Raw genomic sequence first — 21,095 nt, 5'->3', positions numbered from 1 at the left:
CGACAGTGACCGACGCGCAGACACCGACTCCCGAGGGCGGCGAGGGCATCCCCGGCCCGACCGAGTGGCAGACCGGGCAGGTCGTCGGCGTCGGCCCGTGGGCCCTCGAACATCCCGGTGAGCCCATCCCCGACGATCCGCACCTCGACGCCGAACTGCTGGAGCAGGGCGACACCCGCAACGTCGTCGACGCGTACCGATACTGGTCACGAGAGGCCATCGTCGCCGACATCGACGCCCGTCGGCATCCGCTGCACATCGCCATCGAGAACTTCGCCCACGACGCCAACATCGGGACGGTGGTGCGCACCGCCAACGCCTTCGCGGTGGCCGCGGTGCACATCGTCGGACGACGCCGCTGGAACCGTCGCGGTGCGATGGTGACCGACCGCTACCAGCACCTGGAACATCACGAGACCGTCGGTGACCTCATCGACTGGGCCCGCAGCCGGGGGTTGGCCGTCGTGGCGGTGGACAACACGCCCGGATCACAGCCGATCGAGACCGTCGACCTGCCGCGGGAATGCGTGCTGCTGTTCGGCCAGGAAGGCCCGGGAGTCAGCGACGACGCGCAACGTCACGCCGACCTGACGGTGTCGATCGCGCAATTCGGGTCGACGCGCAGCATCAACGCGGGCGTCGCTGCCGGGATCGCGATGCACGCGTGGATCCGGCAGCACGCCGATCTCGGCCGGGCGTGGTGAGGTCGGCCTCGACCGCGGCCCGCGCCTGACGGCTCTCGGCCAACTCGGCCGGCGTGTCAGCTGGGTGAGTTCTCCGACTCGTCCGACCGCGGCATCGGTGCCTCCTCGACGATCTTCTTGCGGGACCGCACGATGCGCTTGACGATCTCGCTGATGATCGGCAGAACCGAGATGAACACGATGAACAAGAAGATGTAGTCCACGTTGTCGCGGATGAACTCGATCTGGCCGAGGAAGTAGCCCAAGAGGGTGACACCGACGCCCCACGCGATCGCACCCACGGCGTTGTACAGGAGGAAGGTCGGGTAGCGCATCTTCGCCGCACCGGCGACCAGCGGCGCGTAGGTCCGCACGATCGGGACGAAACGGGCCAGGATGATCGTGACCGGGCCGTGCTTCTCGAAGAACTCGTGCGCTTCCTCGATGTAGACCTGCTTGAGGATCTTCGCATCCGGCCTGAACAGCGAGTATCCGAGTTTCTTGCCGATCCAGTACCCCACCTGGTCGCCCAGGAACGCCGCGATCGGGATGGTGACGAGCAGCACCCACAGCGGGGCGAACGGCTCGATCTCGGCCGACTTCGCGGCGACGATAAGTCCCGCGGTGAACAGCAGGGAGTCGCCCGGCAGCAGCGGGAACAGCAGACCCGACTCGATGAACACCACCAGCAGGAGACCGGCCAGCATCCAGCCGCCGAAGGAGTTGAGCAGGTTGACCGGGTCCAGGAATCCCGGCAGCAAGGCCAGGTTGGTGGTCGTGGTGGCAAGTGCGGAGTCGATCACGGGAACCCAGACTACCTGCGCGAGACGCGGCGGCAGAATCTCCGACGCGGCGAGTGAAGCTCCCGGCATGAGATGCGCGGCCGTGTGCGCGCAGGTCCGGGCCCTGAACGGCGGCCGCGCCCGGCGCTGTGGCACCTGCCATACTGGGTGAAGTCCGGCCGCGGGAAGTCCGGCTGCTCGCCACCGAAGCACCAACCGAGGGCGAGTGAACCCGAACACCAGAGCACACCAACACCCTGGAGGATTCGTCGATGCCCATAGCAACCCCGGAGCAATACGCCGAGATGTTCGACAAGGCGAAGAAGGGTGGTTACGCATTCCCCGCGATCAACTGCACCTCGTCGTCGACGATCAACGCCGCAATCAAGGGTTTCGCCGACGCCGGCAGTGACGGGATCATCCAGTTCTCCACCGGTGGCGCCGAGTTCGGTTCCGGCCAGGGCGTCAAGGACATGGTGACCGGCGCGGTCGCGCTCGCCGAGTTCGCGCACGTCGTCGCCGCCAAGTACGACGTGCTGATCGGCCTGCACACCGATCACTGCCCCAAGGACAAGCTCGACACCTACGTCCGCCCGCTGCTGCAGATCTCGCAGGAGCGCGTCGACGCGGGTCGCAACCCGCTGTTCCAGTCGCACATGTGGGACGGCAGCGCCGTGCCGCTCGACGAGAACCTGGAGATCGCCAAGGAGCTCCTCGCCAAGGCGGGCGCGGCCAACATCATCCTCGAGATCGAGATCGGTGTCGTCGGCGGTGAAGAGGACGGCGTCGAGAACGAGATCAACGACAAGCTGTTCACCACCCCCGAGGACTTCGAGAAGACCATCGAGGCACTCGGCGCGAGCGACTCGGGCAACCGCTACCTGCTCGCCGCCACCTTCGGCAACGTCCACGGCGTCTACAAGCCGGGCAACGTCAAACTGCGCCCCGACGTGCTGAACACCGGCCAGGAAGTCGCCACCAAGAAGCTCGGCCTGAGCGAAGGCGCCAAGCCCTTCGATTTCGTCTTCCACGGTGGTTCGGGCTCGCTCAAGAGCGAGATCGACGAGGCGCTCAGCTACGGCGTGGTGAAGATGAACGTCGACACCGACACCCAGTACGCCTACAGCCGCCCGGTCGCCGGCCACATGTTCAGCAACTACGACGGTGTGCTGAAGGTCGACGGCGACGTGGGCAACAAGAAGGTCTACGACCCGCGCAGCTGGTCGAAGAAGGCCGAGACCAACATGAGCGAGCGCGTCGTCGAGGCGTGCAACGACCTCAAGTCGAGCGGCAAGTCGATCGGCGCCTGAGGCGACCCCCTCACCAACAGTTCTGCCCGCATCCCTCGACAGGGGTGCGGGCAGAACTGTTTTCGGTGACCGAGGTCTTCGGCGCGGGTTCTCGGGCGGCCGGGTTCCGGCGGCCCGGGTGTCGCCGTCAGTGCGCGTCGTGACCGCGGTGTCCGGTCTTGGTGGCACTGCGTTCCCCGCGGGTGAGGGGCGGCACGTGCTCGACGGCCCCGGCGATGGTGGCGAGGGCGCCACTGGCCGACCTTGCCGCCGACGACCACCCGTGGTCGCCGCGCGCCGCGGCGTCGAGGCGATCACGCATGCGGTCCAGCGCACTGAGCGGTGCGGCGGCCACCACGTTGCCCGGCGGGCGCCGCGCCACCACGGGGTGAGGTCGTGTCGGGGCGGTGGATCGGACCACCTGCCAGTAGGTACCCAGACGGACCAGTTCGGCGGGGGTACTCACCTCCTGCAGCCGGGGCAGCAGGACGTCCTCCTCGTCGCGGACATCCTCGCGCAGCCAACGGACGATCTCGCCGAACAACCGGTGATGCTCCTCGGAGTCCACATCGAGAGTTTCGAGTGAGGTGAACAGCTCGTTGATGGTCTGGTGCTCCTTCTCGATCTGCAACGTCAGCTTCTCGCCGTCGGGCAGACGTCGGCGGATCGCAGGCCAGAGCACGGCCTCCTCCGCGAAGGCGTGTGGGAACACGAGCCGGCACAGCTCGTTGACGACGGCTGCGCGGGCCGGGCCCGACGACGACTCGGCCTCGCCGATGAGGCGGTCGAGTTCGACGTGGTCCCTCTTCTGACGGCTGAGCACACTGTTGCGCCCACCCAGTTCTTCTTCGATCTGATCGGCCAGTGATCGGCGCATGGCTCACTCCCGTGATTGCAGCGTCGGCGGACATGACCACGCCCCGCCGAGTCTCCCGCGGGTACACACGCCGGTGGGGCTCGACGTCGCGGTCATGGCGGCGGTTACCCCGCCGTCGACGGGCGAAACCGGCCCAGAGACGACCGACGGGGAGGAGATCCTTGCCTCAGGTGGGGTTGCAGACCTTCCAGTCGTCGCCCTCGCGCTGCAGGTTGAGCGTCACCGTCTCCGGACGATCGGGAGTGTTGGTGTGCACGGCGATGACCTCGACCACGGCCATCTGCCCGCCCTCGACCACACGCACCGCGTTGATCGCCTGCGTCTGGATGAGCTCGTTACGTGCGCGCTGGGCGTCGTAGGTCCGCTGGTACGCCGCCTCGTCGAAGTCGCTGTAGAAGGCGTTCAGCTCGCCGCACGTCACCGAACGCAGAGTGGAGAGGTCACCTTCGTAGAGGGCGGTGGTGTAGTCGATGGCCACGCTCGCCGCCTCGTCGGCAGGGGGAGGGCCCTGGAGCTGGTCGTAGGCGAAGATGCCGCCGATGACGGCCGCGATCACCACGACGACGGCCGCCGCGGCGACCAGCAGACCCTTGCCGCGCTTCTTCTTCGGCGGGCGACTACCCGGGATGACCTTCGGCTCGTGGGCGGTGGTCGTCCACTCGCCGGTCGACGGTGCGACCGCACGTTGGCGCTCGGTCTCGACCCGCTCGCCTTTCGACAACGTGACCGCAGGCTCGGGCGTGGTGTCGATCCGCTCATCGGTCGACGGCGAACCGGCCCGCGCGGCGGCGGCGGCCCCGGCGGCGGCCGCCGCTCCCGCACCCGCTGCGGGGATCACCGTGGTCTCGGCGTCCGACGACTCCTCGGCTTCGGCCTCCTCGAAGTCAGTGGCGTCGGAGTCAGTGGCGTCGGAGTCAGTGGCGTCGGAGTCAGTGGCGTCGGTGGCGATCGCCGCGGTGTCGGCTGTTGCGGTGTCGGTCGAGTCGGAGTCGGTGTCGGAGTCGGTGTGAGTGTCGGTGTCGGTCTCTTCGCCGGCGGGCACCGCGATCGCTGCGGTCGGTGCTTCCGCGACATCGCCGTCGCTCTCGTCACGCTCGCTGTCGTCACGCTCGCTGTCGTCACGCTCGGTGTCGTCGGTGATGACCTCGTCGGCTGATTCCGGCTCGGGTGCTTCGGAGTCGACTGCCTCGGCCTCATCACCGGCGAGGGAGTCCTCGGCGGAGTCGTCCGCCGAGTCGTCCGCGGACTCGAACTCGGATTCGATTGTGCCGGTCTCGGTTTCGACGTCGGTCCCGGCATCGGCGTCGACGGCGGCTTCAGAATCGGCGTCGGCATCGACATCGGCTTCAGTACCGGCGTCGTTCGCGGTGGCGGTGTCCGCCGCGCCGGTTTCGTTTGCGTCGTCTCCCGAGTCGGCCTGCGAGGTCACCGCGGCAGCGCCCACCGCGGCAGCGCCGGCTGCGGCGACTCCGGCGGCGACGGCGGTCCCGGTGGAGGTCTCGTCATCGTCCTCAGTCTCGACGGTCCCGGTCTCGTCGGTCTCGGTCTCGGTCTCGTCGGTCTCGGTCTCGTCGGCCTCGTCCGCGGGGGCGGGCGCCGTCGGGTCGATGTCGTCGAGGTCCTCGAGCTCAGTGAGGTCGGGGAGATCCTCGCGTCGGATCACGGTGGTCTTGGAGTCGCTGGGACCCAGCCGCGGCTTGGGGGCGGCCGCGGCGTCGTTGTCGGCGGCATCGTTGTCGGTCGGTGTGTCAGACGGGGAGTCGCCGGGGGTGTCGTCCCCGCCGAGGGGGTCGATGTCGTCGAGATCTTCGAGGTCCTCGATCGACGGCAGGTTGGCGCGGCTGATCACCTGGGTGGCGCCGTCGATGCCCCGCCCGCCCTTCGGCTTGGGTGCTGGGCGCTCGCCACCCGTGGATTCGGGTGCCCTGCTGGATTCGGGGGCACTGCTGGACTCGGGTGCACTGCCGGACGGGGACGGGTTCCCGGTCGCCTTGTCCTGATCGGTCTGGTTCTCGGCGGTGTCGTTCTGGGTGGGATCGTCCACAGCTGGCTCGCGGCCCTCTCTGCTGGTGCTCTGTGTCACGGCGTCGATGCCGGTCGGAACAGTATCGGGGGTACGACGCTCGGTGTCTGCCCCAGAAGCGGATTCGCCTCCGGGTGCCGGCGAGGCGTCGCGTCGCGGTGCCCCTCCGGGCGCGTCCCCCGCGGGTGCACTCCCGGCCGGGGTGACGTCGGTCACCGCCGGCGGGTACGACGTCGCGGGCCGGCGGGTACGACGGTCGTCGCGTGCCTGCCGCAGCGCCGACAAGGCCTTGGTGACAGCAGTTCTCGGCCCCTGAGATCCAGGCCCCGTTGATCGAGCCAAGGACTGATCACCCCTTATTTCCCCACATCGCACGACTTCGGTCCGGCCGCCAGACGCCCTCTGGCTGGTGTGAGGCGGCAGGACCGATTGCGCCCTTCACCCTAGCGAATCGCCTCCTGATCCAGCACTAGGGCGTTCGGTCGAACGGGCGCCCCCGGACGGCGCGGTGCTTGAATAGAGGGCATGACGTCTTTCGGAGATCTCCTCGGCCCGCAACCGGTACTGCTCACCGGAGACGACGACGCCGAATCGGAACTGCTCAACGGTGCCGCCCCGGCGGAGGTCGCGGCGGCGAACCCCACCGCCTCCATCGCGTGGGCGTACCTGGCCGAAGCGGCTCTCGATTCGGCGAAGTCCGGCGACAGCGTCGACATCGGCGAGGTCATCGCCGCCTACGCCTACGCCCGCACCGGCTACCACCGCGGACTGGACCAGTTGCGTCGCCACGGCTGGAAGGGTTTCGGCCCGGTGCCGTGGAGTCACGAGCCCAACCGCGGTTTCCTGCGTTGCGTCGGTGCGCTCGCGCGCGCCGCGGAACTCGTGGGGGAGGAGGACGAGCACCTGAGGTGCCTCGACCTGCTCAACGACAGCGATCCGCGGGCGGCCGCGGAGCTCGGCCTGGTGTGATCAGACCGGCTCACGCAGACATCGCCTGATGCCGGGTACCCCGAGTGCGTCGCGCCCGCGACGTGCCTTCAACTCCCTACCCGCGCCGCTGAAGAAACGCCTGCGCCGGCTGCGCGTCTCGCTGGTGCCCATCGTGCAGTGTGCGCTCGCCGCCGGAGTGGCCTGGTGGATCGCGGTCGAGGTCTTCACCCACCCCGACCCGTTCTTCGCGCCGATCGCCGCGGTCATCTCCCTCGGGCTGTCCCTGGGTCACCGGTGGCGCCGGTCGGTCGAGCTCGTCGGCGGAGTCGCGATCGGCATCCTGATCGGAGACCTCTTCATCGGTCAGGTCGGGGAGGGGGCCTGGCAGATCATGGTCGTGGTCGCGCTGGCGATGACGGTCGCGGTCTTCCTCGACGACGGGCCGCTGATACCGATGCAGGCGGCGTCGTCGGCGGCGCTCGTCGCGACGCTGTTGCCGCCGGGCGGTGTGGCCGGTTTCCACCGCGCGCTCGATGCGCTGATCGGCGGCCTCGTCGGAATTCTCGTGGGAGCGCTGTTGCCGGTGAACCCGGCGAGCCGGGCACGCAGGGATGCCGCAGGCGTCCTGGCCACGATCCGCGACGCCGCGCGCTCGCTCGCCGTCGGGCTCCGCGAAGGTGACCCGGACAAGATCACCGCGGCGCTGGAGGCGGGGCGCGGCACCCAGGCCGCGATCAACAAGATGCGCCTGGACATGTCCGGCGGCCGCGAGGTGACCCGGATCTCCCCGCTGTACTGGGGGTCCAGAATGCGGCTGGACCGGATCTCGGCCACCGCGGATCCGATAGACAACGCAGTACGCAACTTCCGGATCATCGCGCGACGCTCACTGGCCATCACGCAGCGCGGCGGTGCCGTGCAGCCGGCGCTGATCGAGATCATCGACGATCTGGCCGGCGCATTCGAGGTGCTGCGGGCGATGATGATGGCCGACCCCGGGCAGGAACCCGACCAGGCCGAAGCCGCGCGCGTGATCCGGAGCATCGTGCGCAAGGCGCGCACAGATCTCATCACGCCCAGCGAACTGTCGGAGGCGGCCCTGCTCGCCGAGATCCGGTCGCTGCTCGTCGACCTGCTGATGACCGCCGGGCTGCGCCGGTCGTCGGCGCTCGCCACCCTGCGGAGCTGACGCCGCGGGCTGCCGCGGGTAGGGCTGTTGCCACATAGGCGAATCTCCGCAGATGCCGGCCGTAACGTGTGGCAACCACATTCGCATTCGCACCCCCGGGCCCCGCTGCCGCCGCGGAGAGTCGGCGGCCGATGGCGCTCCGGCAGTGGTCCTTATTCGTCGCCTCGTGGTGGACCTCGCTACTCGGCAACCCGGTGAACTCGCTCGCCCGTATCGGCGACGCCGATAAGCGGGACCACATCGGCGACGGAGGTGTGGTGTGGGATAGCTCGGCGAAACATCTTCTCTACGCGATTGCGCGAAAAGGCACAGGTCAGGCCCGTGTCTCGTTGTTGCTCGCGATGATTGTCGGCCGGAGCTCTGTGAAGCGATGCGGCGCGTGACAGCGCGCTTGAACGGCCTCGGATGTGACCGTTGACACGTCCTCGCGTACGGTTTAACGTATGGGCGTACGGCATTTCGATCAGAATCTCGACTTCTGAGTGAGGCGTCGAACCCCCATGACAGACCTGAGCGGCGCGCCCGCGTTGCTACTTAGCGGAGGTAACTTCCTTGGATTCATCGCCATCGCCGGCGCGAGGCACGAGCGCTTCGGCGCCGCCGGTCACCAAGTCGGACAAGAAGATGCAAAGGCGTGTCGTCGTGAGTGGCGCGCTCGGGTCGGCCCTCGAGTTCATGGATTTCACGATCTACGGAATTTTGTCGGCGACGCTGTTCCCGAAGCTCTTCTTCAGTGACCTCGGCGAGACCGGAGGCCTGCTCGCGTCGTTCGCGACATTCGGCGTCGGGTTTGCGGCTCGCCCCCTCGGTGCGATCGTCTTCGGTCATCTCGGTGACCGCATCGGCCGACGACCTGTTCTGGTGACCACGCTGTTCCTGATGGGAGGCTGCTCGATCCTCATCGGCCTGCTCCCGACCGGCAAGGGCATCGCGGTCGCGGCGATCCTGGTCGCGCTCAGGTTTATCCAGGGATTCTCGTTGGGGGGCGAGATCACCGGAAATCAGATCATGGTCATCGAGCATTCGGACGAGAACCGCCGTGGCCTGATGGCGTCGTTCGTGGCGGCTGGTTCGCCGATCAGCCAGGCGGTCTCAAATCTGCTGCTGGTCGTCCTCACCGCGGTGCTGACCGAAAGCCAGTGGGAGTCGTGGGGCTGGCGTATCCCGTTCCTCGGCAGCATTCTTCTCATCGCGGTGACCTTCTACATCCGTCGAAAGCTTGATGAGACCCCGGTGTTCCTCGCCGAGCAGGAGGCCACGGCAGGTGAAGGTGCTCGACACGGTGGTGGTCTCGCCGTGCTCGCGAGTCAGCCGCTGGAGGTGTTGAAGCTGGTGCTGGTGTGGGGCGGCCCCTCGATGAGCTACTACCTGGTGTCCGTCTATGGCCTCACCGAACTGCGAGAAACCGTCGGCCTGTCGAGCAACACAACGTTCATCATCCTGTTGATCGCAAACACCATGTCCTGCTTCTGCGTCGTCGCGGGCGGCCACATCAGTGATATTCGCGGCCGCAGGCTCCCGATGTTCGCCGGGCTGGCCGGAGCGTTTGTCGGCGTCGCACTCTTCTTCCTCCTCGGGGCACACGTGAATCTCGTGGTCCTCACCCTCATCGTCGCGCTGCCGTTGTGCTCGATTCAGCTGCTCCAGGGCGTTCAGCCGGCACTCTTCGCCGAGCAGTTCCCGACCCGCTACCGTTTCGCAGGTTCGGCCATGGGCCTGCAGTGCGCGAATCTGCTCTTCGCTGCGCCCGCACCGTTCATCGCCACGGCGGTGGCAGCGTCGGCGGGGAGCAGCAGGGCGGTCCTCTGGGTCGTGCTCCCGATCCTCGTCGTCTCGATTCTCGTGATGACCACTGTTCGCGACAACTCGCAGCATGATCTGCTCGAGATCGACGCAGATGACTCCGGTGACGACGCTCCGACCGCAGAGACGATTCCTTCGGAGCGACCGACGATGTCGGCGAATACGTGATGCGGTTCGACCCGGCGCTCACGCGCTGATCCGCTCAGGCGCACGGTGCCAGCCCGGCACGGTGCGCCTGAGCGGTTCGCGCTGGTTTGCGGGTCGACGCGCGACCAATGTCAGGCCGATCTCGTGCCAGGGCAACCTAAAGGTCCAAGCCGGAGTCTCCGAGCAGACTCGATACCGGCCGCAAGGCGGTACAGAGCACTGGCTCTGTCGATCGCCGCAGAACGAACAACGGAAGGAAACTGATGAAGTCCAAGGCTGCACTGCTGATGGAGATCCCCGGGAAGTGGGAGGTCGTCGAGGTCGACATCGACGAGCCCAAGGCGAACGAGGTGCTTCTCCGGAATGTCGCCACCGGCCTGTGTCATTCGGACGAACACCACGCCACCGGAGACAGCGAGCGGCAGCACCTTCCTTACTGTGGAGGGCACGAGGGTTCGGCGATCGTCGAAGCCGTCGGTCCGGGCGTGACCTCCGTCAAGCCCGGTGACCACGTCGTCACCGCATTCGTGCCGGGATGTGGACGATGCCGTTCGTGCGCCCGCGGGATGCAGAACCTCTGTGATCTCGGCGCCCTCATTCCGACCGGCGCGATGCTCGACGGAACCCATCGGATGCATTTCGACGGGCAGGACGTCGCACAGGCATGCTTCCTGGGCACCTTCTCGCAGATGAGCGTCGTGCCCGAGCGATGCTGCATCCCCATCGGCAAGGACATCCCGTTGACGGCTGCGGCATTCCTGGGTTGCTGTGTGCCGACGGGCTGGGGATCCGCCGTGAACGCGGGCGAGGTCGCGCCTGGCGACGTCGTCATCGTCATGGGTACTGGGGGCCTGGGCCTCAACGCTGTCCAGGGGGCGCACCATGCGGGCGCGGCTCGCGTGATCGCGGCCGATCCGATCGAGTTCCGGCGTAACAGTGCGCTGTCGTTCGGGGCAACCGACGCGGTGGCGTCCATAGACGAAGCGGCCGATCTCGCGCGTTCGTTGACCGGTGGTCAGGGCGCGGATGTCGCGATCATCACGACGAGTCTCCTGAAGGGTGAGTACATGGCCCAGGCGTTCAATTCCATCCGGAAGGCGGGGACACTCGTCGTCACCGCGGTCCCCGGTCGGGACGCGGGCACTGCCATGCTCGATCTGATCCAGTTCCCCATCTTCCAGAAGCGAATTCAGGGTTGTCTGTACGGCGCGATGTCGCCGACGACGGCGGTTCCGTTGCTGGCCGATCTCTACCGCGCGGGTCGTCTGAAACTCGACGAGTTGGCCAACAGGACGTTCACTCTGGACGAGATCAATGACGGATGGGATGCGATGTACGACGGCTCGAGCCTTCGTGGTGTCGTCTTGCATGACGCGCTGTGAGTAGAACTTCTTGATCGGAGGGGCCGGCGGGTGAACGTCGGCCCCACGATCCGGTCGTGAATGCCCTGCTGGCCGCTGTCGGTACACCAACCGATGATGTTGACGCGAGGACGGTTTCGGCACCTGCCACAACAGTCCAGGTTTGCACGCAAGGAGAGGGAATGACGGAAGTGGCGATGGACAGCGGCCGGGTGCTGATCGAGGACCGAGAGGTGGACGGAGGTCGGATACGCATCCTGCGACTCGATCGACCGGAAAAGCGGAATGCGTTGAACACGCGGCTGTTGTCCACGTTGTTGGGGGCCCTCCGGGTGTCGGCGGAGGACGCGGACATCCGGGCCATCGTCCTGGCTGCGAATGGGCCAAGCTTCTGCGCGGGCGGAGATACGAAGGAATTCGCTGTCTCGCAACATGATCGGGTTGTTGCTCGCGCGAAGATCCTGGCAGACGTTCTCGAGGCTCCGAGTAAGGCAGCGATCCCCGTCGTGTCTGCCGTCCAGGGCGCGGCATCGGGTGCGGGCGCGGCGTTGGCCCTGAGTGCGGACTTGATCATCGCCGGCCCGGGGTTCTCTCTCGCCTATCCCGAACTCCCGAAAGGGATTGTGCCGTCGATGGTCATGCCCAGTGCGATGCGGCTGGGCCGAGCGCTGGCGTTTGAACTCGTGACGACCGGGCGCCCCCTCGGCGCGGCCGAGGCGGTTGCCCGTGGCGTGGTGAACAGAGCGGTGGAGACGGATGTCGTAACCGCTGCGATCGACGTGGCGGCCGGCTATGCGTCCCTCGACCGCGATGTCCTGGCGACCACGAAGCGACTGTTCATTCGGCAGGCCGCGATGGAACCGAGCGCTGGTGTGTGCGAGGGCTTTTCTCTGCTGGCGCAGACTGCCAGCGCCACCAACTGCTACGAAGACACCTCGTTTGAGAGGGTCTGAGCGGTCTTCAGCAGATCCTCTGCGATGAGTTCGGTCTTGCCCCGCATGCGTTCGGCGGGCCCGACGATCGAGAGGGCGGTGTTGACCGGAAGACCCCGGAATATCACGGGGGTGGCCACACCTGCTTCCGCGCCCTCGATGCGACTGGTTATCCGTGTCGCGGGAATTGCCTCGACCTCGCGCCGCGCACTCTCGCGCTCCGCCGGATCTCTGAACGTCCTCTCCAGGAAGGCGTTACGGCGGCGTGGCTCCATATAGGCCAGAAAGACCTTTCCGCTGCTTCGAGGCCACATGGGGAAGCGGGTGTTGGTCGGAGGTGATGCTCGGACCATCGTGTCCGGCTCTTCCTTCGCCACGTACACGATGCTGTCGCCCACGAGGGTGACGAGCAGTGCTGTCTCGCCCCAACGCTCGGTCAGCTCCTGGAGGGCCGAACGATACGCGGCCGGGAGCACGTTGTTGCCGGCCGCCAGCAGACTCGAGATCGCCGGCCCCAGAAAGTATCGACCCGAATCCTCGCGCAGGTAACCAGTCGCGACCAGACCCTTGCACAGGCCGTGGATGGAAGACTTCGGCGCGTCAATTGATATCGCCACGTCCGCCAACCTCATTCCGCTCGGCTCGCTTGCCAGAACGCGTTCGATGATGGCCATCACTCGACTGACGGTGCGATGTTCGCCCAGTGCTCTGTCGTGCCCTGCGGCTTCGCTCGACATGTGAAGGTCCCCCTAAAGGCGCCGTGTTCCAGTGTCCGACAATGCGGCACGTCGTACGGAAGGTACCACGCAGTAGGGCGAAGTCGCCGGAACCTTCTCGGGGGTCGAAAGCCCGTCTGGAGCTGTCGATTACCTCCTGGGTGTCTGTTGACCTGGGTCACACTTCATGAGTAGCATGTTCAGCATTGCGAGTGAGCGTTCGATATTACGAACGCACCTGCCTTGCTCACACGCGACCGAGACCCTGACGCTGCTATCCGCTGCGATCGAGTCCACAGATGGAAGGATTGGCTTTGACCGATATTGCGAACGACATCGAGATCGGGTCGTCGTCGGGAGCTGACGACTTCGAAGCACAGTTGAGCGAAGCGATTCAGCTGGCGAACGTCCCCACGTTGCTGCTCGTGCTGGTCCAGTTGACCGGAGACGAACAGTGGCTGAAGGCGCCGTACCTCCCGGTGCGCAGTCGCGGCGTCGACGACAACGACACCGGTGGTCTCGAGCCGTCGATTCAGGCAGAGATCCGCCGAGGCGCCTACGAAGCGATCCTCGACTGGCGCAGGACCGGAGATATCGCTGTGCCCCGCCCCTCGGCGGACTTGCTGCTGCGGATGATGGCGGTGTCGGAGGGCTCGCCCATTCCGGAGAAGTACGCGGGGATCATGGGCGCGCGGCTCGATGCGTTCATGGATCCGCGGGAGGTGTCACTTCGGGAGAGCGTTCCCGATGGCTTCAAGGCACTGATCGTGGGCGCGGGAATGTCGGGCATCTCTGCCGCTGTGAAGTTCAAGCAAGCCGGCATTCCGTTCATCATCGTCGAGAAGCAGGACGACAGTGGCGGTGTGTGGCACTCGCACCGCTACCCCGGTTGTAGCGTGGACACCCCGAGCCATCTGTATTCCTACACCTTTGACGGTGGCGACTGGAGTCGATACTTCCCTGCGCAATCGGAGATCGCATCGTATTTCCGTGGAGTGGCAGAGAAGAACGGTATCTACGAGGAAATCCGGTTCTCGACGGAGGTTCTCTCGGCGCAGTATGACGAGACCGAGCACGTGTGGACCAGCCGCCTCCGTAATCCGGACGGTAGCGAGGAAATTGTGCGAACCACGGCACTCATCAGTGCTGTGGGCGCGTTTGCCGAACCGATCATTCCGAAGATCGAGGGCCTCGACGACTTCTCCGGGCCTGTCGTCCACACCGCTCGGTGGGATTCGACGCTCGATCTCCGAGGCAAACGGGTTGCCGTCGTGGGCACCGGCGCGAGTGCGATGCAGCTGGTCCCCGCTATTGTCGACGAAGTCGAAAGCCTCACCATCTTCCAGCGGAGCCGGCAGTGGGCCGCGCCCTTCCCGAAGTTCCGCAAGCCGGTCCCCGATCCCATTCGGTTCCTGATGCGCGAAGTTCCGCTGTACCAGTACTGGTACCGACTGCGGCTCAGCTGGATCTTCGACAGCAAGACGTATCCGTCCCTGCAAAAGGATCCGAACTGGGAGGACACGTCGCTCTCGATCAACAAGATCAACGCCGGACACCGTCGGTTCTTCGAGCGATACATCCGTGAAGAGCTGGGTGACCGCCAGGACCTCGCCGATCGCGTCATCCCCGACTACCCGCCGTACGCGAAGCGCATGTTGCTGGACAACGGATGGTTCCGCACGGTGACGCGTCCCGAGGTGACACTCGTCGACAACGCGGACGATGGTATCGACCATGTCACCGCGAACGCCATCCACACGCGCAACGGCGAGATCCACGAGGTCGATGTCATCATCTTGGCAACGGGTTACAACGTCGCCCGGATGCTGTCCACGCTGCCGATCAGTGGGCGCGATGGGCTCAGTATTCGTGAAGCGTGGGACGACACCGACCCCCGGGCTTACCTCGGCACCGTGGTCCCGGACTTCCCCAACCTCTTCGTTCTCTACGGTCCCAACACCCAGCTGGGTCACGGAGGCGCATTCATCTTCGTCATGGAATGCCAGATCGACTACGTCCTGAAGATCTTCCGCGAGATGTTCGAGGCGGGTGTCTCCGAAGTCGAATGTCGCCGGGAGATCTACGAGGAGTACAACGATGCCATTCAGGAGAGGCATCAGCAGATGATCTGGACGCTCCCGAACATCACCACCTACGTGCGAAACGGCAAGGGGCGCGTCGTCGCCAACAATCCGTGGGAGCTCGTCGAGTTCTGGGAATTGCTGGGCAAGGCCGGACTGGACGACTACGAAACGGTGGGAGAGCCGGCGAGGGTGTGATCCCACCCGTGAATTGCACTGCTGCTCAGTCGATTTCGCAGGACCGCCGCAACCGAGAAAGAATGTCGCACGTGGACGAAGAACGCCAGGACTACCCAGAAATCGTCATCGAGACCGAGGTCGGCGACGACCACGTCGGTACGTTGACCTTCGAGAGGGGCAAGTATAACTATCTCAGCGCGGAGCTCCTCGGCCGCTTGGCCGAGGGGTTCGAGGAGCTCAGCGCACGCGGGGCACGTGCGATCGTGCTCGTCGGCAGAGGCCGACACTTCTGTGCCGGCGCGGACTTCGCCAGCAATGACACCGCAGCACCTGGCGCCGCCTCCTCGCCGCTGTACGAGATGGTTCCGCGGCTCTTCGCCCGGTCGCTGCCTGTTGTCGCCGCGTTGCAGGGTGCCTCGGTGGGCGGTGGCCTGGGACTCGCGCTGGCCGCGGACTTCCGCGTCGCCGGTGCCAGCAGTCGATTCGCCGCGAATTTCTCGCGTCTCGGCTTCAGCCAGGGCTTCGCGCTGTCGTACACACTGCCGCGACTGGTGGGGATGCAGCGTGCGAGCGAACTGCTGATGACAGGGCGCACCGTGCGGGGCGAAGAGGCCTTCGCGATGGGTCTCTGCGATCGCCTCGCGGCCGACGAGGCGATTGTCGACGAGGCTCATGCTCTGGCGGCGGGGATAGCTGCGGCGGCGCCGCTCGCCGTGCACGCGATCCGGGAGCGTCTGCAAGGCGACGTCGTCGCTGAGGTCAAGCGTGCGCTCGAGCGTGACTGGCACGATCAGACGACGCTCAAGCTGACCGCCGACTTCCGGGAGGGGATCGCCGCAGCCCGCGAACGGCGGGATCCCGTGTTCACCGGTTCGTAGTCACATCGCCGAGTTCAGTGAAGTCCGGCTCGCCGAGCGCAGAACGGAGAATTCGCGTATCGGCCTGCCACGGAAGTAGAGGAAACGTATGACCGCAGAGGCGATCGGGACCGACCGCGCAAGGCTCGGGTCCACAGCGACGCTCGGAATGTTCATCGATGGCGAGGAGGTCGACTCGTCGACCGGCGCGACGGGAGATGTCTTCGATCCAGGTACCGGAGAGGTGATCGCCCGGGTCGCCCGCGGCACCGCGAGCGATGTCGACCGCGCGGTGGAAGTTGCCCGTGAGGCCTTCGACGACCAGCGTTGGCGGCGGCTCTCCGGCGCCGAACGCGGCGTCGTCCTATGGCGGGTCGCCGACCTGATCGAGTCCCGTCGTGACGAGCTCTCCCGTCTGGAAAGCCGGAATGTCGGCCTCCCGATCGCCGATGCGTTCGCCATGGTCGGCGAGGCCGCGGCAGCGTTTCGCTACTACGCCGGACTCGCGGACAAGATCCATGGGCGCACGTTGGAGATCGGTCCGGCGGAGCGGCGCGTGCACTCCTATACCCTTCGGGAGCCGATTGGCGTTGCCGGGCTCATAGCTTCGTGGAACGCGCCGCTCGTCGTGGCTGCCCAGAAGATCGCGCCGGCGCTAGCCGCGGGGTGTGCATGTGTGCTCAAACCGGCATCCGAAACACCGCTGACCGCGTTGCAGCTCGTCCGAATTCTCGAAGAGGCCGGTGTCCCCAGCGGTGTGGTCAACGTGGTGATGGGTGGTGGAGAAGCGGTGGGCTCCGCCATTGCCGCGCATCCCGGAATCGACAAGGTGTCGTTCACCGGGTCGACTGCGGTCGGGAAGTCGATCGTTCACGCCGCCACGGGAAACCTCAAGAAGTTGACCTTGGAACTCGGCGGGAAGTCGCCGGTGATCGTGCTGGCCGATGCGGAGGTCGACAAGGTCATCCCCGCGGTCGCCGCCGCGATCTTCTACAACGCCGGGCAGATCTGTACCTCGGGCACGCGTCTGTACGTACACGACGACATCTACGAAGAGGTGGTCGCCGGCGTCGGAGCGGCTGGTCGAGCACTCAAGATCGGCTACGGCACCGACCCCGGTGTCCAACTCGGGCCGCTCATCTCGGCGAAGCAACTCGCCACTGTCGATGGGTACGTCCAGAGCGGTCTCGCGGACGGGGCGCGGCTGGTGACGGGTGGATCGCCGGTGGGCGGCAAGGGGTTCTTCTTCGAACCGACCGTGCTGGCCGACGTGACTTCCGAGATGAAGGTGGTTCGCGAGGAGATCTTCGGCCCGGTCATCGGAGCGATGCGCATCCACGACGTCGAAGAAGCGATCTCGGCCGCCAACGATTCCGAGTACGGCCTCGCCGCCAGCGTGTGGACGCGCGACATCGGCTCGGCGCATGCCGTGGCACGACGCCTGCGCGCCGGCCGGGTGGGGGTCAACGTGCACCGTGCGGGAGGAATCCATGTGCCGCAAGGCGGTTACCGTCAGTCCGGGTGGGGCCGTGACGGAAGCTTCGAAGGTCTCGACGCCTATCTCGAGACCAAGTCGGTTCTGGAGGCACTCGACCGCTGAGATGACGGGATAGGCCTTCGCCGATCCGCGCAAGACAACGGTGGCGCACCTCGATGAGGTGCGCCACCGTTGTCTGTCTCTGCCGCACATCCCGGCCGGCGCCGGCATCCCGTCACCGCCGTCTATGCGACCAACGCACATATGACAAACCGCCGCCCGGCGCGCATCTGGGATGCACTGCCGGGCGGCGGTTTGTCCGTGTCGACGATTCGTCGGTCAGATCGATTCCGAGCCGGGACGTTCGGGCGCCGCCTTCAGGATCGGTCGCGCAGCGTCGCTCAGGACCCACGGGAGTCCGGTGACTTCGTACTCACCCAGTGTCGGACTCTTCACAGGCTGGTAAAGGCCTGTGCTGCGGACGAATTGGTCGTCAGCGAGGTCATGAGCGGTGTGTACCAGGGAGACGGAGAGCCCTGCTGCGAGCAATGCGCGTTCCAGCGTGTCTGCATCAGGTGCCGATTGCCACGGTAGGTCGACCAGCTCGGTGGTGGTCAGCAGCTTCGGCAGGTCGTACCCGACCGTCAGCTCGAAGCGCTGCGCTTCCGACGCGTCGTTGAGGGTCACGGCGAGTAAGCGATCAGACCCGGGAATGCGAAGGAAGAATTCACGGATTTCGTTGGCGGACGAAGGAACATCAGTTGAATCCGGGTCCGCGACATCGGCGATCTGCGCACAGATCAGTTCAGCCATCGAGAAGTCCACCGAGGTGCTCGAGGTGTGATCATCCGCCAGCGACCAGGCGAGAACCCACGTCGCGATGCCCACACTCGACAGCGGGTCGGCCCAGGGTGTGCCGACGTCCGCCATCCGCCCGCGGGCGTCTCGGCTGGCCGCGACCAGTCCGGCGAACGCGTGGATGTTGTGGCCGTACGCCCGATACTCCGACCACGCGCCGGCCCTGCCGAAGCCACTCGAGGCGATTACCAACCGCGCAGAGGTATCCGCGAAGACGGACTCGCCGTCGACGCCGAGGCGCTCCGCGCGATGCCGGCTCAGGTTGTTGAGAACGACGTCGAAGGACGCGAGATCGACGGTGTCCTCCCCGTGTCCCGTGGTGACGTCCAGTGTCTCTTTGCAGAAGTTGATGTGGTTGAAATAAGCGCTCCGATTGAGCCCCGGGACGCCGTCTGCGAACGGGCCGCGGCGGCGGTAGACGTCGAGACGCTTGGGATCCTCCAGCTTCGTGACCCGCGCACCCATCGCACCGAGCCACGCTCCGGCCAGCGGGACCGCCAGGACGTGACCCGCATCGAGAATCCGCAGCGAGCCGAGCGGAATCGCCCCAGCGGCGCCATGATCAGAGTGCTTGCCGCCAACGGTTTCGACGAGGCCCGGCAATGCACGTGCGCCCGCACCGTTGACATCGAACGGCCGCCCGGCGGAGCGTGATCGCGCGATGAACTCGCTCGCGGTGTTCACCCGGGTGCAGGGGACGCCGAAGGACTGGAGTACCTGCTCGGTTTCGGCGGCGGTACGTGTCGAAAGCCATTGCTCCAGTGTGCTGTTCACCTCAGCTGAACGGTTGCGGGCCTCCTCGAGGGTGGCGATGCCGTCCAAGGCGGGGGCGAGTGCCTTCTGAAATCCTGCCCACTGATGCTGTTCGAGAACGACGACATAGATTGCGCCGTCGGCGCAGTCGAAGAAGCCCGTCGGCGCCCCGTAGCGCGAACTGCCGCCCTGATCGGGACAGTTCGATAGCGCATGTGCCATTTCGAGGGTGAGGCCGGTGGAGATGATGGCCGCTTGTGCCGACACGTCGACATGGACGGGATGGCCCTCCGTCCTCCGCGCATGCAGGCCGTGAAGCGCGGCAGCTGCCATCACGTGGCCGGCGAGGTTCAGTCCCAGTGATCCGGCAGGGACCGTCGGCGGTTGGTCCTCGCCGATTCGGCTGTGGCCCAGGATCCCGCCGGCCGCGAGCAGGGTCATGTTGGATGCGAATCTATCGGCGCGATCCGAAGACAAACCGTAGGCGGACAACGTAACCCACACCGATCGATTGTGTGCGGTCGCGTAGGCCAGGTGATCTGCGGCGCTGCCTCCGGCCCCGCAGGGAAGTGCGCACGGGCTCTGCACGCGGTCGGTGAGAACGATGTCGATCTGCTCCCATGCCGGTGCGGCGTCGTCACGCAGCGTGCTCAGGTCGTGCACGAGTGCACCGAACTGAGCCAGGACGCGTCCGGCAATTCTCACCGCGGCCGACTCGCCCGCCGTCGCGACAGCGAGCCCTTCGAGCCAGAGGTGCTCGGGCGCTTCGGACAGCGAGGCCTCGCTGTTCGTGGGGATGGTTGTTGTCATGGTGCACATGTCCTTTCGGGCTGATTCGCTGCCGGCGGTTCGGGATCGGCCCCGTTGGGCAGGAGTCCGCGGCATGACTTCGCGTCGATCCTGAAATACAGATCACGGTTTCGCGGTGTAGAGGTTCGCGTCACTTATGTTCGGTATTGAGTATGCCAGATCGATATTACGAACGCCTAGCGTTCGTTCGGCCCGAATTTCCGTGATCGTCGGGAAGCCTCTTGGAGTGGTCCAGAAGAGAACAGCCGCCCACCGAGATGGCGGGCGGCTGCGGTTTGTGCTGGTACTTCTACGATGTCGCATCCGATGCGGACAACACCGCCGGGCGCGCGACGGGGTCCAGGCCCGCGTACCGCCGGTATTGGCTGACAGTTCGGTAAAGCCCCTCTTCCATGGAGTATCGGCTGCGGATGCCGAGATCCTTCTCGGCGCGGCTGGCGTCGTATCGGCGTGCCCACGCCATGGTGGACCCGGCCGGCAGGTCGGCGTCGCTGCCCGACAACTTCATGTCGGCGTCCGGAAGGAGTTCCCTGAGGAACCCGTATGCCTCCGCGATCGGGCGGTAGTCGCCATGGGTGAGGTACGACGGAGCGCCGAGCGCGGGACCGGCCAGGGCCTGAAGGAAGGCCTCCGCGACGTCCTCCACGTAGTGGAAGTCGAGGCTCATATCCCCGAACAGGAACTCGGCTGTCCCGGACTGCACCGCAGCGTTGTGTAACGCCTCCAGGAGCCAGGTCGTACCCGATCCGCGGCCCGCTTTCACGTGTTCACCGAAGCCGTAGACGCGGCTCAGACGCAGGCCGACGCTCTCCAGCCCGAAGTTCTCGTGGTAACGCTGGGCGAGGTGTTCGGAGAACACCTTCGACGCGCCGTACACGCCGTCCGGGTCCAGGAGGCTGTCGTCGCTGATGACCCCGTCCGCCCCTTCCGAACGTGGCCCGAACACGGTGACCGAACTGGCCCAGACAACCTTGCGGAGCTTCAGCTGTGCTGCCGTCTCGAACAAGTTCACCGTTCCGCCCGCATTGACGCGTACCGCTGCGGGGGCATTGGCCTCTGAAGCTGCGGCGACCATGGAGGCGAGATGAACCACGGAGTCGACGTCATGGGCCTCGACCGTGGATTTGAGCGCATCCGGGTCGGCGATGTCACCGACGACCACGCCGACCTTGTCGAACAGGTCACCCCCCACGAGGTAGTCGAGGAAGCCGAGGTCGGGTAGGTCGGTTGTGGCCGGTTCGCCGCGACCGCCGAAGTAGCCGTAGAGGACCACTTTTTCGCCGGCGGCCAGCAGATCCCTGACAACGTAGCTGCCCACGAATCCTGTGCCCGTCACCATCACTGTCA

17 protein-coding genes are annotated in these 21,095 nt (G+C 66.1%); 11 read left to right on the top strand and 6 right to left on the bottom strand.

What is annotated here, in order from left to right:
* The first annotated feature begins 5 nt into the window (after nucleotides 1-5).
* Nucleotides 6-704: a TrmH family RNA methyltransferase gene (locus tag H1R19_RS19360; RefSeq protein WP_244970766.1), complete on the top strand. Its 699-nt coding sequence runs from the start codon at nucleotides 6-8 to the stop codon at nucleotides 702-704.
* A 56-nt stretch (nucleotides 705-760) separates the two neighbouring features.
* Here the strand turns inward: H1R19_RS19360 and H1R19_RS19355 are convergent, their stop codons facing one another.
* On the bottom strand, nucleotides 761-1,486 hold the full coding sequence (locus H1R19_RS19355) for a VTT domain-containing protein (RefSeq protein WP_188331229.1): 726 nt from the start codon (nucleotides 1,484-1,486) through the stop codon (nucleotides 761-763).
* Between the two features lie 251 nt (nucleotides 1,487-1,737).
* Between H1R19_RS19355 and fbaA the strand changes: the two genes are divergently transcribed.
* Nucleotides 1,738-2,775, top strand: a complete 1,038-nt coding sequence (gene fbaA, locus H1R19_RS19350) for a class II fructose-bisphosphate aldolase (RefSeq protein ID WP_188331228.1) — start codon at nucleotides 1,738-1,740, stop codon at nucleotides 2,773-2,775.
* Nucleotides 2,776-2,902: 127 nt separating this feature from the next.
* On the opposite strand, the gene H1R19_RS19345 is transcribed toward fbaA, so the two are convergent.
* Nucleotides 2,903-3,631 carry a hemerythrin domain-containing protein gene (locus H1R19_RS19345; RefSeq protein ID WP_188331227.1) on the bottom strand — a complete coding sequence of 243 codons (729 nt, stop codon included), beginning with the start codon at nucleotides 3,629-3,631 and terminating at the stop codon, nucleotides 2,903-2,905.
* A gap of 166 nt (nucleotides 3,632-3,797) precedes the next feature.
* Nucleotides 3,798-5,675 (bottom strand): Rv0361 family membrane protein, encoded by a 1,878-nt coding sequence (locus H1R19_RS19340; RefSeq protein ID WP_219849846.1) that lies wholly within the window; start codon nucleotides 5,673-5,675, stop codon nucleotides 3,798-3,800.
* A gap of 82 nt (nucleotides 5,676-5,757) precedes the next feature.
* Between H1R19_RS19340 and H1R19_RS19335 the strand changes: the two genes are divergently transcribed.
* The 6 genes from H1R19_RS19335 to H1R19_RS19310 all read left to right on the top strand — a co-directional run bounded on the left by H1R19_RS19335 (nucleotide 5,758) and on the right by H1R19_RS19310 (nucleotide 12,037).
* Entirely contained in the window at nucleotides 5,758-5,970 is a 213-nt protein-coding gene (locus H1R19_RS19335; RefSeq protein WP_219849845.1) for a hypothetical protein, read from the top strand.
* A 209-nt stretch (nucleotides 5,971-6,179) separates the two neighbouring features.
* A complete protein-coding gene (locus tag H1R19_RS19330) occupies nucleotides 6,180-6,623 on the top strand; it encodes a DUF3151 domain-containing protein (protein ID WP_188331225.1) in 444 nt (147 codons plus the stop codon).
* A 28-nt stretch (nucleotides 6,624-6,651) separates the two neighbouring features.
* Complete coding sequence (locus tag H1R19_RS19325) at nucleotides 6,652-7,773, top strand: FUSC family protein (protein ID WP_188331224.1); 1,122 nt, start codon at nucleotides 6,652-6,654, stop codon at nucleotides 7,771-7,773.
* Nucleotides 7,774-8,415: 642 nt separating this feature from the next.
* Nucleotides 8,416-9,744: an MFS transporter gene (locus tag H1R19_RS19320; protein WP_188331223.1), complete on the top strand. Its 1,329-nt coding sequence runs from the start codon at nucleotides 8,416-8,418 to the stop codon at nucleotides 9,742-9,744.
* A 242-nt stretch (nucleotides 9,745-9,986) separates the two neighbouring features.
* Nucleotides 9,987-11,105, top strand: coding sequence for an NDMA-dependent alcohol dehydrogenase (locus H1R19_RS19315; protein WP_188331222.1), 1,119 nt, complete (start codon nucleotides 9,987-9,989; stop codon nucleotides 11,103-11,105).
* 161 nt (nucleotides 11,106-11,266) lie between these two features.
* Entirely contained in the window at nucleotides 11,267-12,037 is a 771-nt protein-coding gene (locus H1R19_RS19310) for an enoyl-CoA hydratase/isomerase family protein (protein WP_188331221.1), read from the top strand.
* On the opposite strand, the gene H1R19_RS19305 is transcribed toward H1R19_RS19310, so the two are convergent.
* Nucleotides 12,007-12,753: an IclR family transcriptional regulator gene (locus tag H1R19_RS19305; protein WP_188331220.1), complete on the bottom strand. Its 747-nt coding sequence runs from the start codon at nucleotides 12,751-12,753 to the stop codon at nucleotides 12,007-12,009. The genes H1R19_RS19310 and H1R19_RS19305 overlap by 31 nt on opposite strands.
* A 293-nt stretch (nucleotides 12,754-13,046) precedes the next feature.
* On the opposite strand from H1R19_RS19305, the gene H1R19_RS19300 reads away from it, so the two are divergent.
* From H1R19_RS19300 to H1R19_RS19290, 3 genes are all read left to right on the top strand, one after another.
* The gene (locus H1R19_RS19300; RefSeq protein WP_223205591.1) at nucleotides 13,047-15,011 is read left to right on the top strand and encodes a flavin-containing monooxygenase; all 1,965 of its coding nucleotides are present in this window, start codon (nucleotides 13,047-13,049) and stop codon (nucleotides 15,009-15,011) included.
* A gap of 71 nt (nucleotides 15,012-15,082) precedes the next feature.
* Nucleotides 15,083-15,871, top strand: coding sequence for an enoyl-CoA hydratase/isomerase family protein (locus tag H1R19_RS19295; protein ID WP_244970765.1), 789 nt, complete (start codon nucleotides 15,083-15,085; stop codon nucleotides 15,869-15,871).
* A gap of 88 nt (nucleotides 15,872-15,959) precedes the next feature.
* Entirely contained in the window at nucleotides 15,960-17,450 is a 1,491-nt protein-coding gene (locus tag H1R19_RS19290) for an aldehyde dehydrogenase family protein (RefSeq protein ID WP_188331217.1), read from the top strand.
* Between the two features lie 216 nt (nucleotides 17,451-17,666).
* Here H1R19_RS19290 and H1R19_RS19285 read toward each other — a convergent pair whose 3' ends face one another.
* Entirely contained in the window at nucleotides 17,667-19,748 is a 2,082-nt protein-coding gene (locus tag H1R19_RS19285; protein WP_219849844.1) for a CoA transferase, read from the bottom strand.
* Between the two features lie 289 nt (nucleotides 19,749-20,037).
* Nucleotides 20,038-21,087: an NAD-dependent epimerase/dehydratase family protein gene (locus H1R19_RS19280; RefSeq protein WP_219849843.1), complete on the bottom strand. Its 1,050-nt coding sequence runs from the start codon at nucleotides 21,085-21,087 to the stop codon at nucleotides 20,038-20,040.
* Nucleotides 21,088-21,095: the final 8 nt, after the last annotated feature.

Source organism: Gordonia jinghuaiqii, assembly GCF_014041935.1.
Lineage (GTDB): Bacteria > Actinomycetota > Actinomycetes > Mycobacteriales > Mycobacteriaceae > Gordonia > Gordonia jinghuaiqii.
The sequence above is the reverse complement of the archived record's forward strand: the minus strand, read 5'-3'. Positions and strand labels throughout refer to the sequence as shown.

What these genes read in the sequence shown, in the direction of transcription:
- H1R19_RS19310 (WP_188331221.1), top strand. Translation starts at nt 11,267, where the DNA reads ATGACGGAAGTGGCGATGGACAGCGGCCGGGTGCTGATCGAGGACCGA.
- H1R19_RS19280 (WP_219849843.1), bottom strand. Translation starts at nt 21,087, where the DNA reads ATGGTGACGGGCACAGGATTCGTGGGCAGCTACGTTGTCAGGGATCTG.
- fbaA (WP_188331228.1), top strand. Translation starts at nt 1,738, where the DNA reads ATGCCCATAGCAACCCCGGAGCAATACGCCGAGATGTTCGACAAGGCG.
- H1R19_RS19315 (WP_188331222.1), top strand. Translation starts at nt 9,987, where the DNA reads ATGAAGTCCAAGGCTGCACTGCTGATGGAGATCCCCGGGAAGTGGGAG.
- H1R19_RS19325 (WP_188331224.1), top strand. Translation starts at nt 6,652, where the DNA reads ATGCCGGGTACCCCGAGTGCGTCGCGCCCGCGACGTGCCTTCAACTCC.
- H1R19_RS19330 (WP_188331225.1), top strand. Translation starts at nt 6,180, where the DNA reads ATGACGTCTTTCGGAGATCTCCTCGGCCCGCAACCGGTACTGCTCACC.
- H1R19_RS19345 (WP_188331227.1), bottom strand. Translation starts at nt 3,631, where the DNA reads ATGCGCCGATCACTGGCCGATCAGATCGAAGAAGAACTGGGTGGGCGC.
- H1R19_RS19285 (WP_219849844.1), bottom strand. Translation starts at nt 19,748, where the DNA reads ATGACAACAACCATCCCCACGAACAGCGAGGCCTCGCTGTCCGAAGCG.
- H1R19_RS19305 (WP_188331220.1), bottom strand. Translation starts at nt 12,753, where the DNA reads ATGTCGAGCGAAGCCGCAGGGCACGACAGAGCACTGGGCGAACATCGC.
- H1R19_RS19290 (WP_188331217.1), top strand. Translation starts at nt 15,960, where the DNA reads ATGACCGCAGAGGCGATCGGGACCGACCGCGCAAGGCTCGGGTCCACA.